The sequence below is a fragment of the Microbacterium sp. GW823-FHT02G05 genome (genome assembly GCF_058797175.1).
Genome location: NZ_JBXAJK010000002.1, coordinates 195,404 through 209,217, shown reverse-complemented (window position 1 = coordinate 209,217; position 13,814 = coordinate 195,404). Strand labels below are relative to the sequence as shown.

The window sequence follows — 13,814 nt, the reverse complement described above, 5'->3', positions numbered from 1 at the left end:
TCCACCTTGATCAAGTACCTGTTGCGCCGCCTGTTCGGTTGGTTGCTCATGATCGTGGTGGCGACCAACATCACGTACTTCCTCGCGTGGGGTTTCCTTGACCCGCGCAGCAACTTCGTCGGCCGCCGCCCACCCGCAACCGAAGAGCAGATCGTTCAGACGCTCACGCCGCGAAATCTGAGCGACACTGTTCCCCTCGCCGAACGGTGGTGGAACTGGTTCAGCGGGATCATCTTCCGCTGGGACTGGGGCGTCAGCCCCGTCGGGCAGTCGGTCAACGATCAGGTCGCGTATCGCATGTGGGTCAGCGCGGAACTCGTGCTCGGCGCGACGATCATCACGACGATCCTCGGCATCGCGATCGGTGTGTACACGGCATCGCGCCAGTACAAGCTCGCCGACCGCATCGGTCAGGCCACCTCGATCATCACGATGAACATCAACATCGTCGTGGCCGCGCTCGGCATCGTGCTGCTCGCGATCAACATCAACGACCTCGCCGGCTTCCGCATCTTCTACGTGACGGGCTCATCATCCAAGGGCGTCACCGGGTTCTTCCCCGTCCTCATAGATGCCTTGCAGCACCTGATCCTGCCGACGATCGCCCTCGTGCTGGTCGGCTATGCGAGTATCCACTTCTTGCAGCGCTCGCTGCTGCTGGACAACATCAACGCGGACTATGTGCGCACCGCGAGGGCGAAGGGTCTGACGAAGCAGCAGGCGATCCGCAAGCACGCTCTGCGCACGTCCCTCATTCCCGTCGCCACGCAGGTCGCCTTCACGATCCCGGCCGTCTTCACCGGCGCGATCCTGACCGAGACGATCTTCGCCTGGAACGGCATGGGCCGATACTTCATCGATGCCCTGAGCAAGAACGACATCCACGCCACTGTGGCCATCGCGGCGTTCGGCGCCGTCCTGACGGCGATCGGCGCGATTCTCGCCGACATCACCGTCGTGGTCCTCGATCCCCGAGTGCGGGTGAGCTGACATGACTGACGAGAAGATCATCGATTCCGCGGATGCCGCAGCTGTCGCCACTGCTCCCGCACCGCGTCGCCGCATGTCGAAGTGGGAACTGTACTCGAAGCGCTTCATGCGCAACAAGCCGGCCGTGGTGGGTGTGTTCATCTTCATCGCGCTGGTGCTGTTCGCGATCATCGGCCCGCTCGTGGCCCGCTACGACCACATCGAGCTCGACTTCCTCAACATCGGCACTCCCCCGTCGGCAGAGCACTGGTTCGGCACCACGAGCGCCGGAAACGACACCTTCGCGCAGGTCGCAATCGGCCTGCAGCGTTCACTGCTCATCGCACTCATCGTCTCGATCGGCACGACCGTGCTGTCCGCACTCGTTGGCACGGCCGCGGCCTACTTCGGCGGTCTCGTCGAGCGCACGACGCTGCTCGTCATCCACTTCCTGATGGTGATCCCGGTCTTCCTGATCCTGTCGCTCGTCTCGAACGACGCGGGCGGTGACTGGCGGGTGATCTCGCTGATCATGGTGCTCACCGGCTGGTTCTTCCCGGCGCGCGTCATCTGGACCGTCTCGCTCTCGCTGCGCGAGCGCGAGTACGTGCACGCCGCTCGGTACATGGGCGTTCCCGGCATGAAGATCGTGATGCGCCACCTGCTGCCGAACATCGGCTCGCTGCTCGTGATCAACTTCACCCTCGGCGTCGTCACCGCCGTCATGACCGAGACCGGCCTGTCGTTCCTCGGCTTCGGCGTGAAGATCCCGGATGTCTCGCTGGGCTCCCTCATCGGCTCGGGCGCCAACACGATCACGAGTGCACCCTGGCTGTTCTACTTCCCGGCCGGTGCGCTCACCCTGCTCACCGTGTCAATGGCTTTGATCGCCGACGGCCTGCGCGATGCACTCGACCCGACCTCGGCTGCAGGAGGACGCGCATGACCGCCCCCATTCTCTCCGTCCGTGACCTCAAGGTCAGTTTCGCCTCCGAAGCAGGTCGAGTGGATGCCGTGCGCGGCGTCTCCTTCGATCTCGAAGAGGGCCGCACCCTCGGCATCGTCGGTGAATCCGGATCCGGCAAGTCGGTCACGTCGCTCGCGATCATGGGCCTGCTCGACGAGAACGCCAAGGTCACAGGCTCGATCATGTTCGACGGACAGGAGCTTCTCGGCAAGACCGACAAGCAGCTCTCCGCCATCCGCGGCAACGGCATCGCCATGATCTTCCAGGATCCGCTGACGTCTCTCACGCCCGTGTTCACGGTCGGCGACCAGCTGGTCGAAGCGCTCACCGTGCACAAGAGCATGTCGCGCACGGATGCCTGGAACCGCGGTATCGAGTTGCTGCGCCTCGTCGGCATCCCCAGCCCTGAGCGCCGCATGAAGTCGTTCCCGCATGAGTTCTCGGGCGGTATGCGCCAGCGCGTCGTCATCGCGATCGCGATGGCGAACAACCCGAAGCTGATCATCGCCGACGAGCCCACGACGGCCCTCGACGTCACGATCCAGGCACAGATCCTCGACCTCATCGCCACGGCGCAGCGTGAGACCGGCGCCGCCGTCATCATGATCACGCACGATATGGGCGTGGTCGCGAAGACGGCGGACGACGTGCTCGTGATGTACGCGGGGAAGCCCGTCGAGCAGGCCCCGGTCCGCGAGCTGTTCCACAACACGCGGATGCCGTACTCGATCGGTCTGCTGGGTGCGATCCCGCGCGTGGACAAGAAGGAGAAGACGCCGCTGGTTCCGGTGAAGGGCAACCCGCCCCTTCTCGTGAATCTGCCGGACGCCTGCCCCTTCGCCGCACGCTGCCCCATCGCCGTTGCCGCCTGCCACGCCGGCGAGCCGGCGCTCGTCGACGTCAACACCGGCGGTGACGGCGTGCACCGCGCGGCCTGCATTCGCTCACACGAGATCGACAGCAACGGCATGATCGGCGGCGTTCCCGTCTTCCCCGTGCCGGAGATCCCTGTGAGCGCGCTCGAGGATATCCCCCGCGAGGATCGTCCCGTCACGCTTGACGTGCAGAACATGAACAAGTCGTTCCCGCTGCTCAAGGGTTCGTTCCTGAAGCGCAAGGTCGGCGAGGTGCACGCGGTCAAGGGCGTCTCGTTCGACATCCGCGAGGGTGAGACGATGGCGATCGTCGGTGAATCCGGATGCGGCAAGACGACGACCCTTCTGCAGATCATGGACTTGGTCAAGCAGACCGATGGCGAGATCACGATCGCCGGCACCAAGGTGTCGGAGCTGCACGGACACCGCAACGAGCGCGAGCTGCGTCGCGACATCCAGATCGTCTTCCAGGACCCGATGGGTGCCCTCGATCCCCGCATGACGGTGGCGGATGTGATCGCGGAGCCGCTCCGCGCGATCGGCATCGACCGCGACACGGCCAATGCCCGCGTCGACGAGCTCATGGACCTCGTGGGCCTCGACCCCAGTCACAGCAACCGCTTCCCCGGCGCCTTCTCGGGCGGGCAGCGACAGCGCATCGGCATCGCGCGTGCATTGGCCACGAACCCGAAGATCGTGGTGCTGGATGAGCCGGTGTCCGCGCTCGACGTCTCGATCCAGGCGGGCGTCATCAACCTGCTGGACGAGCTCAAGGTGAAGCTCGGGCTGTCGTACCTGTTCGTCGCGCACGACCTCTCCGTCGTTCGGCATATCGCGGATCGCGTGGCCGTGATGTACCTCGGCTCGTTCGTCGAACACGGCGATGTCGACGAGATCTTCGACGACCCGCAGCATCCGTACACGCAGGCGCTGCTCTCGGCGATCCCGATCCCCGATCCAGACATCGAGCGGTCGCGCGAGCGGATCGTGCTGCAGGGCGATCTGCCCAGCCCTACGGAGCAGACGAACGGATGTGCATTCGTCACGCGCTGCCCGCTCTACAAAATGCTCGGCGCCGAGCAGAAGCTGCAGTGCGAGACCGAGGTGCCCCAGCTCACGGGGTCGTCGGCGCACAGCAACGCCTGCCATCACCGGTGATTCTCCGAAACGTTACGACCCGTTAACGGTTCGCGAGTTTTTCCGGCGCGTTTCCGAGGGGCAGGATAATCTGCCCGTATTCCCCCAAGAAGCCGACAAGGCAACGAAGGAGCACCATGAAACGGCACCAGAAGCTGATGGGCGTCATCGCTCTCGGCGGCGCCCTTGCACTCGCGATCAGCGGTTGTGCAGCGGGCGGCGGTAGCACCGGCGGCGACGACGCCAAGCCCGTCGAGGTGAAGGCAGCGGACTACAACCCGCAGCCCCGCGAGAACCTCAAGGAGGGTGGCACGGTCACCTTCCCGATCAACGAGATCACTCCCCAGATGAACCCCCTGAACGGCGACGCCTCGGCCGACACGACGCGCCTCGCCTCGTGGTTCCAGCCGCAGGTCGTCCTCATGAAGGACGACGGCACCCCCTACAAGAACGACGCCTACCTCGACGCCTGGGACTTCGCCGTTGAAGACGGCAAGACGGTTCTGAAGTTCACCTTCACGGACAAGGCCACGTGGAACGACGGCACGCCGATGGACTGGACGGCCATCGAAGCGACCTGGGTCGCCAACCGCTCGTTCGACGAGGGCTACACGCCCAACGCGACCGACGGCTACAAGGAGATCGAGAAGGTCGAGATGGGCGCTTCCGAGAAGGAAGCAGTCGTCACCTTCAAGGGCGAGTTCGCCTGGCCGCAGATGCTCTTCACGCAGATCCTGCACCCGGCCGTCAACACGCCGGAGATCTTCAACGAGGGCTTCATCGAGAACCCGCACCCCGAGTGGGGCGCCGGCCCGTACAAGCTCACCGACTTCGACATCAACGGCCAGACCGTGACGTTCGAGCCGAACGAGCTGTGGTGGGGCAACAAGCCGCTTCTTGACACGGTGACCTTCCGTGGCCTGGACGCCGCTGCCTCGATCAACGCCTTCAAGGCGGGCGAGATCGACATGGTCGGCACGGCCACCAAGGACCGCCTGGCACAGGTCGCCGACATGGAAGACGTCGTCACCTACCGCGCCATGCAGACGGCCAACACGCTGATGCAGGTCGACTCGGAGAAGCCGCAGTTCGAGGACATCAAGGTCCGCGAGGCGTTCTTCAAGGCCATCGACCTCGAGCAGCAGAAGCAGATCGCCTGGAACGGCCTCGACTACACGGAGGAGCCGGCCGGCTCGTTCACGCTGTTCTCATTCCAGCCGGGCTACTTCAACGCTCTGGAAGAGGCGGGTTACAAGCACGACGTCGAGGGCTCGAAGAAGCTCCTCGAAGAGGCGGGCTGGACCGAAGGCGAAGACGGCGTTCGTGAGAAGGACGGCGAGAAGCTGGCTGTCACCTACCCGATCTTCAGCGACGACCCCGTGCAGGAGGCCCTCGCGAAGGCTCTGCAGCAGCAGCTCAAGGCCGTCGGCTTCGACGTCACCATCGACAAGCGCTCGCCGCAGGACTTCTCGACGGACTACACCTCGAAGAACTGGGACATCTTCTCCCTGCGCTTCACCTCGTCTGACTCGTTCGGTGCCGCCTGGTTCTGCCAGCTGTACTGCTCGGACAGCGGTCTGAACCTGTCGGCCACGGGCACCCCCGAGATCGACGCACGCATCCACGACGAGCTCGAGACGATTTCGGACCCCGAGAAGCAGACGGCCGCGGCCATGAAGCTCGAGGCGGAGATCTTCGCCGAGACCTGGGGCATCATCCCGATGTACAACGGTCCGTCGATCTTCACTGTCAAGAAGGGCCTCGCCAACCTGACGCCGGAGCCCTACGTGGGCCTGGACCTCTTCGGCGTCACGCCGGTGGAGAACGTGGGCTGGGAGAAGTAAGACTTCTCGCACTCGAAGCGGGGTCGGTGGTTTTCCACCGGCCCCGCTTTCGCGTTGTCTAGGCTGGGCGCATGGCCACAAGCGTCGTCCTCGTCCATGGCATCCGCACCTCGCACACGATGTGGCGCGCGCAGGTGGAGGACCTGGAGCGACGGGGTCAGCGGGTGATTGCAGTCGATCTCCCGGGCCACGGCACACGCCGCGGGGAGCCGTTCGCTCTGTCGGGTGCCTTCGACACGATCGACGAGGCCGTGCAGGCGGCATCCGTCGACGGTCCTGTCCTGCTCGTCGGACACTCGATGGGCGGTCTGCTGTCACTGCAGTATGCCGCCGATCACCCGGAGGCGCCGCTCGCGGGCCTCGTCGCGGCGTCCTGCACCGCTCTGCCGCGAGGTGCCGCACTCGCCACGTACCGGCTCCTCGCCCGCGCACTCGACTCGCTGCCGGATCGCGGCTTCTGGCTCTCGGAACGGATGCTCGACGCGACGATCCCCCCGGAGACGAGGGGCGACTTCGCGGCGGGCGGCTACGCGCTCGACGCACAGGATGCCGCTCTCAGCACTCTGGTGGGGCTCGATATCGCGGATGCCCTCCAGCGCCTGAGACTGCCCCTGTGGTTCGTGAACGGTCAGTTCGACCAGCTGCGGGCCAACGAGCGTCAGTTCCTGCGATGGGCTCCGCACGCGGAGCTCATCGTGGTCCCCCGCACCTCGCACCTCGTCACGGCGATGCGGCCGGCGGTGTTCAATGCGGTGCTGCAGCTGGCGACGGCGAGCGTTGCGGACTCCGCACCGCGAACGTCATGACGGCACCGACGATCGAGAGCGCCGCAGCGCCGGCGAACAGCAGCCAGAAGCCGCCCACGAGCGCGACGAGCCCCGCGCCCAGCAGTGGTCCGAGCAGCTGCCCGAGGCTCGCCGAGACGTTGACCACTCCGAGATCTCGTGCGTGATCTTCCGGGTCACGCAGCAGCAGCGTGCTGAACGACAGGCTCACCGCCATGTACGCTCCGTAGCCCGTCCCCATGAGCCCTGCGGCCACCAGGAGCATCTCGAAGGTCGGACTCGCGAGGATCGCGATGCCGGCCGCTCCCTGGATGAGCGCGGCGATGATCGTGAGCGCACGGTGGGCTCCACGGCGGTCGGAGATCGCACCGGCGGCGATGGATGCGAGGACGACGAAGACGGTGTAGACCACGATGAGCAGGAGCAGGCTGTCTTCCGCGGATGCCGCGGGGATGCCGATCCCGTAGATCAGGAAGAACAGCAGTAGCGCCGTGCCGAGCGCATTGCCGATGTTCACGACGAGGCGCCCGCTGAGCAACCACAGGAAGTCGCGGTCGCGCAGCGACGAGGAATGTGGCCCCCTCGGCGCATCCTGGATCTCCGCGCGCGGCGGATCCGGGAGAAGCACCGCTGTGGCGACACCGACGACTGCGATGAACCCGGCCAGAACCAGGTAGGACTCGACGATCCCCAGACCGAGCAGTACGACTGCCCCCACGCCGACGACGATGCCGACGGCCTGCGCCGAGCTGGCCGCCGCGGATGCGACGCCCCGCTGATCGGTGAGCTGGTCGGCGATCAGGGCGGTCAGCGCGGTCGAGGCGACGGCGATTCCTACGGAGACGCCGACCCACGCGGCCCCCACCGCGACAGGACCATCCGCGAAGGCCGTGACGACGAGCGACGCGGCGGCGAGAAGCGATCCACCGATTCCCCAGGGACGACGACGTCCCCAGCGCGAGCGGGTACGGTCCGACAGGCGCCCCGAGAGCGGGCCGGCGATGATTCCGGCACCGCCTCCGACCGAGAGGACGATCCCCGACCACACCACGCCGTCCAGCCACTGTCCGCCCGTGTTCTGACTGTCGAGCTGCAGTGGGAGCAGGAGCTGGACCGGTGTGAGCTGCACGGTCCAGATCGCCAACCAGGCGATCGTGAAGAGCGTGAGCCAAGAGCCGCCGACGCGGGTCGGCGCTGCGGCCGTCATGCCCGCGCCTCGGCGATGAGCGCGCGATACCAGTCGTACGAGGCTTTCGGAGTGCGGGCGGATGTCTCGCTGTCGACGTGCACGAGGCCGAAGCGCTGCGTGAAGCCCTCCGCCCATTCGAAGTTGTCGAGGAGGCTCCAGACGGTGTACTCCTCGATATCCACGCCTGCGGCGATCGCGGCAGCGACGGCCTCGATGTGCCCGCGCAGATAGTGGATCCGGTCGCGGTCGTCGATCATGCCGTCGGCGTGGTCCGGCTCGGGGAACGAGGCGCCGTTCTCCCCGATGATCACAGGGGGCAGATGGACGCCGTACCGCTCCTTGGCATCGATCAGGAAGGCGGTGAGCCCTTCGGGCACGATCGGCCACAGCGGACCGAACCCCGTGTGCGGAGCATCCGGAATCGGGAGTATCTCGAACGGCACCGGTCCGCTCGAGGCACCGATCCGCGTCGGATTGTAGAAGTTCACGCCGTAGAAGTCGTTGTGCGCCGAGATGATGTCGAGATCGCCCGACCGCACCGGAAGCTCTACGCCCAGCGCGGTGAGGTCCGGATACTCCCCGAGCAGCACCGGATCCGCAAAAAGGCGGTTGTGGATCAGATCATAGATGTATGCCGCTGTCTGATCGTTCTCGCTGAGTGACGCAGGAACCACGGCGGTGTGATTGTTGACGATGCCGACATGCGTCGCCCCGTGCGTGCGGAGACGCTGCGCGGCCAGGCCGTGGGCGAGCAGTTGGTGGTGCACCGTGGGCAGGGAGTCGAACAGCATCGTCCGGGCGGGCGCGAGTTCGCCGATCGCGTACCCCTGCAGCGATGTCGACACCGGCTCGTTGATCGTGTACCAGTGCGCCACGCGATCACCGAGCGCCTCCGCGATGATCTCCGCGTACTCCGCGAATCGCTCGGCGGTGTCGCGGTTCAGCCAGCCGCCCTGCTCCTCAAGATGCACCGGCAGGTCCCAGTGATAGAGCGTCGGAAAGGGAGTGATGTCTGCGGCGAGGAGCTGATCGACGAGACGATCGTAGTACGCGATCCCTTTCTGGTTCGAATGGCCGGAGGCATCTGGCAGCACCCGCGTCCACGAGACGGAGAATCGATAACGGTCCACCCCCAGGCCGTGCAGCAACGCCACATCCTCGGAGCTGCGGTGATAGCTGTCCGGACCAGGCTCGGCTGTGCTCCCATCGCGGACGCGGCCCGGCGTGTCGACGAAGTCATCCCAGATCGACCGCCCTCTCCCGTCCGCGATCCGGGCTCCCTCGATCTGGAACGCTGCCGTGGCCGCAGACCATCGCAGCCGGGCAAGGTGAGTGAATGACGACGTTTCGGGCAACGACGCTGATGTCATGGGCGACTCCTTTGTCTCCTTCGCTCAGCATGCACCATCCCGTCATCCCGGGCGCGCGACGCGCGGAGCGGTACCGCGCATGTGACGCCCTCGAACCTGGTAGACTCGGTGATTGGCTTGCGTGTGGGTTCTTCCCTCACGACCGCTGTACAACGCCCCTCTCTCGTTGGCAGCACATCCACCATCACTTCGAACGAAAGTTTCCACACGTGGCAAACATCAAGTCGCAGATCAAGCGCAACAAGACCAACGAGAAGGCGCAGGAGCGCAACAAGGCGATCAAGAGCGAGCTGAAGACGGTCATCCGTAACACGCGCACCGCGATCGCTGCTGGCGACAAGGCTGCGGCCGAGACCGCACTCAAGACGGCGACCAAGAAGCTCGACAAGGCCGTCAGCAAGGGCGTCATCCACGAGAACCAGGCGGCGAACCGCAAGTCCTCGATCGCCAAGAAGGTTGCCGCTCTCTGAGCCACCCCATTCTTCTCGAAGGCCCGTCTCCTCGGAGGCGGGCCTTCGGCGTTCACTCGTTAGGTCGCTGAGAGCCCCGCTTCCGCGGGCGAGGCGATACGAGGTGCTGAACCGGTGCTCAGGCGCCGAAGGGTGCGCGGGTGGCGACGACGGTGACCATGCGCTCGAGGGCGAAGATCGGATCGCGCGCACCACCCTTGACTTCGGCGTCGGCGCGAGCGGTGGCCTGGATCGCCAGCCCGAGGGAGCGTTCGTTCCAGCCGACGAGGTCGCGCTTCGCACGGTCGACCTGCCAATCCTTCATGCCCAGGCGCTGCGCGAGCTGTCTGCTGGGCTCTCGGTTGCCGGCGACACGCGCCATGGTGCGCAGCTTCATGGCGAACGCGGCGACCATCGGGACAGGGTCGGCTCCGGAGGCCAGGGCGTGACGGAGAGCGACGAGCGCGGCCCCGTACTGTCCGGCGATCGCCGTATCTGCGACCACGAAGGCGGAGACCTCGACGCGTCCGCCGTAGTACCTGGTCACGACGTCGTCAGTGACGTCACCGTCGACGTCGTTGATGAGCTGCTGACAGGCGGCGGCGAGTTCGGTCACGTCGTCAGCGAACGCCGAGACGAGAGCACGCAGTGCCGTGGGCGCGATGCGCTTGTTCGCGGCGCGGAACTCCCCCGTGGCGAAGTTCACCTTCTCGTCATCGCGTTTGATCGCCGGGCAGGCGATCTCGACCCCGCCGCCAGTGCCGGATCGCAAGGCGTCGAGCAGCTTCTTGCCCCGGACCGTGGCACCGGTGTGGCGCAGAATGACGGTCGCGCCCTCTTGCGGATGGTCGAGGTAGGCGATGGCCTCCTGCAGGAAGGCATCGGAGCACTTCTCGACGCCGGCGACGCGGACCAGTCGCGGCTCACCGAACAGCGAGGGCGACGTGAGACTGAGTAGAGTGCCCGCCGCATAGTCGTCCGCTCGCACATCGCTGACCTCGAGGGCGGCGTCTTCTGCGCGAAGGTAGTCGCGCACGCCGGCGATCGCGCGCTCCGCGCAGACTTCTTCGGGGCCTGACACCAGCACGATCGGAGCCGGACGGGGGCTGCGCCACGAGACCTGAGGAATCGCCGTCGCCTTCGCGCCGCCGCGTGCGGAGGAACGAGGAGCAGCCATGCCTCCAGCCTACCGGCGGGCACGGACGTCGCCGCCCGTCATTCGGAACTCGGTGCTGCCTCTCGTTCGGTCCAGATCGCCAGACCTTCGTCGGTCTGGGTGATGAGGATCTGCCCTTGCAGGTCGGTACGGGCGATCACTGCTCCCGTCGCTTCGAGCATGCTCAGGGTCTCTTCCCGCGGATGACCATAGCTGTTGTCCGCGCCGACGGTGAAGATCGCGAGCCGGGCGGCCGCTTCGGCGTACAGATCCGCGTCCTGGTCGGCGCTCCCGTGGTGCGCGACCTTGACGATCGCATACGGCCCGCGTACCGCGCTCACCCGCTGCATCAGACGCTGGGCGTCCGCGGAGAGATCGCCGAGGAGGAGCATCCGCGGGACTCCCCCGCCGCTGATCTCCCAGACGACGCTGGCGTCGTTTCCCGCCGGGAAGACCGGTTCTGGTGCACGCGGCCAGAGAACCCGCCACGATGCGTCACCGAGTTGTCCGGTCTGGCCCCGCGCCGCCTCGTGGAGCGTGGCTCCCCCTGCACGCAGATTCTCCAGCGCGCGCACGTCGCTGCTGCCCGTCGGCGGTCCGTGCAGAACCGTGTCGATCCGGCCCCGCAGCGCTTCCATTCCGCCACCGTGATCAAGGTCGAAATGAGTCAGGACGAGGAGATCTACCCGGGTGATGCCCAGCGACTCTAAGCAGGCGCTGAGTGTCGCAGGATCCGGGCCCGTGTCGACGAGCGCGACCTGACCGGCGCTACGGACGATCACGGCGTCTCCCTGTCCGATGTCGCACGCGGCGACGCTCCAGTCGGAGGGGCGTGAGAGCGGAGCGAGTGGTCCGCGCACGAGTGCCCCGCCGGCGACTCCGGCCGTCGTGACCGCGACGATGAGCAGAGCCCCCGCTCGCAGCCAGCGTGGACGTGCGTCCGCCGACCGGAGTAACAGCCAGCCGAGCGCCGCACTCAGCAGCGCGATGCCCACCGCCGGCAGCACCCCGGCTGGAACAGCCACCGTCGCCAGAGGAAGCTCTGCCGTCACCTGGGCGGTGGTCGCGATCCAGGCGGAAGGAAGCCACGCCGTCGCGGCGAGCAGATCAGCCAGCCACGGAAGGAACATGGTCACGCACGAGAGGAGCCCGATGACCGTGGCGATGGGAGCCGCCGGCGCAGCCAGCAGATTCGCGACGACGCCGATCAGCGACTGGTTATCGGCGAAGAGCGCGATGACCGGGCCGCACGCCAGCTGTGCTGCCAGAGGGACGGCGAGAACGAGCGCGAGGGGATACGGCATCCACCGAGACAGCCCGCGAGCGAGTGGCGGCGCGAGGACGATCAGAGCTCCGGTCGCGACGGCAGAGAGCGCGAAGCCTGCCGTCGACGCCAGCCACGGGTCCGCGATCAGGAGCACTGTGACCGCGAGCAGCAGCACGGCGAAGCCCGCCCGCGGGCGTCCGAGAAGCAGACTGAGCATTGCAAGTCCCGCCATGGCAGCGGCGCGAATCACGCTGGGCTCCGGCGTCACAAGAACCACGAATCCTGCGAGGCTCACGGCGGCGATGATGATGCGCAGCATCCGACCTCCCCCGAGCAGCGCAACCACGCCGAACGCCGCTGCGGTCACGATCGCGCAGTTCGATCCGCTCACCGCCGTCAGGTGGGAGAGCCCGCTCGCGAGCATCGCGTCATTGAGCTTCTCGTCCACGGCGCGGGTGTCACCCACGGCGAGGCCAGGCAAGAGCGCTGCGCCCGGAGCGGGCAGGCGCAGCGCGCGCTCGATGAATGCCGTCCGCACGCGGTCTGCCTGTTCCGCGATGAAACCCCCTCGTTCGGCGACAACAGCGGAACCCTGGCCGAAGAGCACCAGAACCGCCCGCTCCCCCGAACCCGCTCGTTTCGCCTCAGCGCGCAGGCGCAGCTGCATGCCCGGGGACAGTCCGCTCTCGACCTCCTCTGCGGCAATTCCCAGCCGCACGGGCGCGCTCGCCTCCTGAATTCCGTGCCCAGGACGCGCGGCAGCAACGGCATGAGCATCCGCCCATACCCGCCCGTCGGAACCCGGCGACGGATTCGACAGCACCTCGACGACGACGTCCACGCTGCCGCCCTCGAGGGCAGCGACCTGGGCACGTTCAGGGGACACGATCGTGACTGTGAGTGCGGGACCTGCAACGGCAGCAAGACAGACCACGACCATCCCGGCCGCCGCTCGCAGATGCCTCTGCCACACCCGAGCCGTCCCGCTCCGCGTACGACGCCGGATCCATTCGGAGCCGCCCGCGACGCCGGCGGTACCGAGCGCGACGAACATGACGGTCGCCGACAGGTCCGGCATGTACACGCACAGCAGCGCTGATGTCCACGCGCACAGTGCCACGGGCAGCAGCCGCAGGTCGCGCCCCCTCACACCCGCACCTTGCTGCGCAGCCCCGCGAGCAGCTTCTCACCGATGCCGGGGACGGCGAGGAGATCATCTACGGACTGGAATCTCCCGTTCTCTTCCCGCCACGCGATGATTCGCTCCGCGATCGCTGGTCCGATACGAGGGAGCTCCTCCAGCGCTGCGGAATCCGCCGTGTTCAGGTCGATCGTTCCGTCCGAGGTGGCTCCAGGAGCGGCAGGCGCGCTCGAAGCCCACAGCGCGGCCACGACCAGCTGCTCACCATCGCTCACGAGACGGGCAAGGTTGATGCTCTGCAGATCGGCGGTCTCGGTCGTGCCTCCCGCCGCCGCCAGAGCATCTGCGACGCGTGCATCGGCCCCGAGCACATAGAGCCCGGGATTGACGACTTCGCCGAGGACATGCACGTAGGCCTCGGCTCCACGCGGCGCGCCGGTCTCTTCGACGGCGTCCCACTCGATGGCCTCCGCGGGGCGGACCTGGCCCTGCACCAGGGCCACGCCCACGATCGTTGACAGCACGATGAGGCCGACCACCACCGCGGCGCCGACACTCAACCGGAAGCGACGAGGAGACGGCGCCAGACCCTCATCTTCATCAGGCGAATCCGGTGCGGGAACGGGCGAAGTGGGCACACGTCGACGCTAGGTTCGCCGGATCGC

The 13,814-nt window shown here is 66.7% G+C and carries 11 protein-coding genes; 6 read left to right on the top strand and 5 right to left on the bottom strand.

The genetic code is table 11. The features are described 5' to 3' along the window. Positions 1-6: 6 nt before the first annotated feature. The 5 genes from AC1REM_RS10910 (at position 7) to AC1REM_RS10890 (ending at position 6,598) form a co-directional block, all read left to right on the top strand. Complete coding sequence (locus AC1REM_RS10910; protein ID WP_204939837.1) at positions 7-990, top strand: ABC transporter permease; 984 nt, start codon at positions 7-9, stop codon at positions 988-990. A 1-nt stretch (position 991) separates the two neighbouring features. Continuing rightward, a complete protein-coding gene (locus tag AC1REM_RS10905; RefSeq protein WP_492514658.1) occupies positions 992-1,915 on the top strand; it encodes an ABC transporter permease in 924 nt (307 codons plus the stop codon). Continuing rightward, the gene (locus AC1REM_RS10900; protein ID WP_492514657.1) at positions 1,912-3,969 is read left to right on the top strand and encodes an ABC transporter ATP-binding protein; all 2,058 of its coding nucleotides are present in this window, start codon (positions 1,912-1,914) and stop codon (positions 3,967-3,969) included. Before AC1REM_RS10905 ends, AC1REM_RS10900 begins: the two co-directional genes overlap by 4 nt. Positions 3,970-4,085: 116 nt before the next feature. Continuing rightward, on the top strand, positions 4,086-5,792 hold the full coding sequence (locus AC1REM_RS10895; protein WP_492514656.1) for an ABC transporter family substrate-binding protein: 1,707 nt from the start codon (positions 4,086-4,088) through the stop codon (positions 5,790-5,792). 71 nt (positions 5,793-5,863) lie between these two features. Beyond that, positions 5,864-6,598: an alpha/beta fold hydrolase gene (locus tag AC1REM_RS10890; RefSeq protein WP_492514655.1), complete on the top strand. Its 735-nt coding sequence runs from the start codon at positions 5,864-5,866 to the stop codon at positions 6,596-6,598. Here the strand turns inward: AC1REM_RS10890 and AC1REM_RS10885 are convergent. Continuing rightward, positions 6,537-7,784, bottom strand: coding sequence for an MFS transporter (locus tag AC1REM_RS10885; RefSeq protein WP_492514654.1), 1,248 nt, complete (start codon positions 7,782-7,784; stop codon positions 6,537-6,539). The genes AC1REM_RS10890 and AC1REM_RS10885 overlap by 62 nt on opposite strands. Further along, the gene (locus AC1REM_RS10880) at positions 7,781-9,136 is read right to left on the bottom strand and encodes a GH1 family beta-glucosidase (protein WP_492514653.1); all 1,356 of its coding nucleotides are present in this window, start codon (positions 9,134-9,136) and stop codon (positions 7,781-7,783) included. Before AC1REM_RS10880 ends, AC1REM_RS10885 begins: the two co-directional genes overlap by 4 nt. Positions 9,137-9,345: 209 nt before the next feature. On the opposite strand from AC1REM_RS10880, the gene rpsT reads away from it, so the two are divergent. Then, positions 9,346-9,606: a 30S ribosomal protein S20 gene (gene rpsT / locus AC1REM_RS10875; RefSeq protein WP_204939831.1), complete on the top strand. Its 261-nt coding sequence runs from the start codon at positions 9,346-9,348 to the stop codon at positions 9,604-9,606. A 118-nt stretch (positions 9,607-9,724) separates the two neighbouring features. Here rpsT and holA read toward each other — a convergent pair whose 3' ends face one another. Genes holA through AC1REM_RS10860 form a run of 3 tightly spaced genes read right to left on the bottom strand, consistent with a single transcriptional unit; the run spans position 9,725 to position 13,787 of the window. Further along, positions 9,725-10,762 carry a DNA polymerase III subunit delta gene (holA, locus tag AC1REM_RS10870; RefSeq protein ID WP_492514652.1) on the bottom strand — a complete coding sequence of 346 codons (1,038 nt, stop codon included), beginning with the start codon at positions 10,760-10,762 and terminating at the stop codon, positions 9,725-9,727. 38 nt (positions 10,763-10,800) lie between these two features. Continuing rightward, positions 10,801-13,158, bottom strand: a complete 2,358-nt coding sequence (locus tag AC1REM_RS10865; protein ID WP_492514651.1) for a ComEC/Rec2 family competence protein — start codon at positions 13,156-13,158, stop codon at positions 10,801-10,803. After that, positions 13,155-13,787: a ComEA family DNA-binding protein gene (locus AC1REM_RS10860; RefSeq protein WP_492514650.1), complete on the bottom strand. Its 633-nt coding sequence runs from the start codon at positions 13,785-13,787 to the stop codon at positions 13,155-13,157. The genes AC1REM_RS10865 and AC1REM_RS10860 overlap by 4 nt, the downstream gene beginning before the upstream one ends. Between the last annotated feature and the right edge of the window lie 27 nt (positions 13,788-13,814).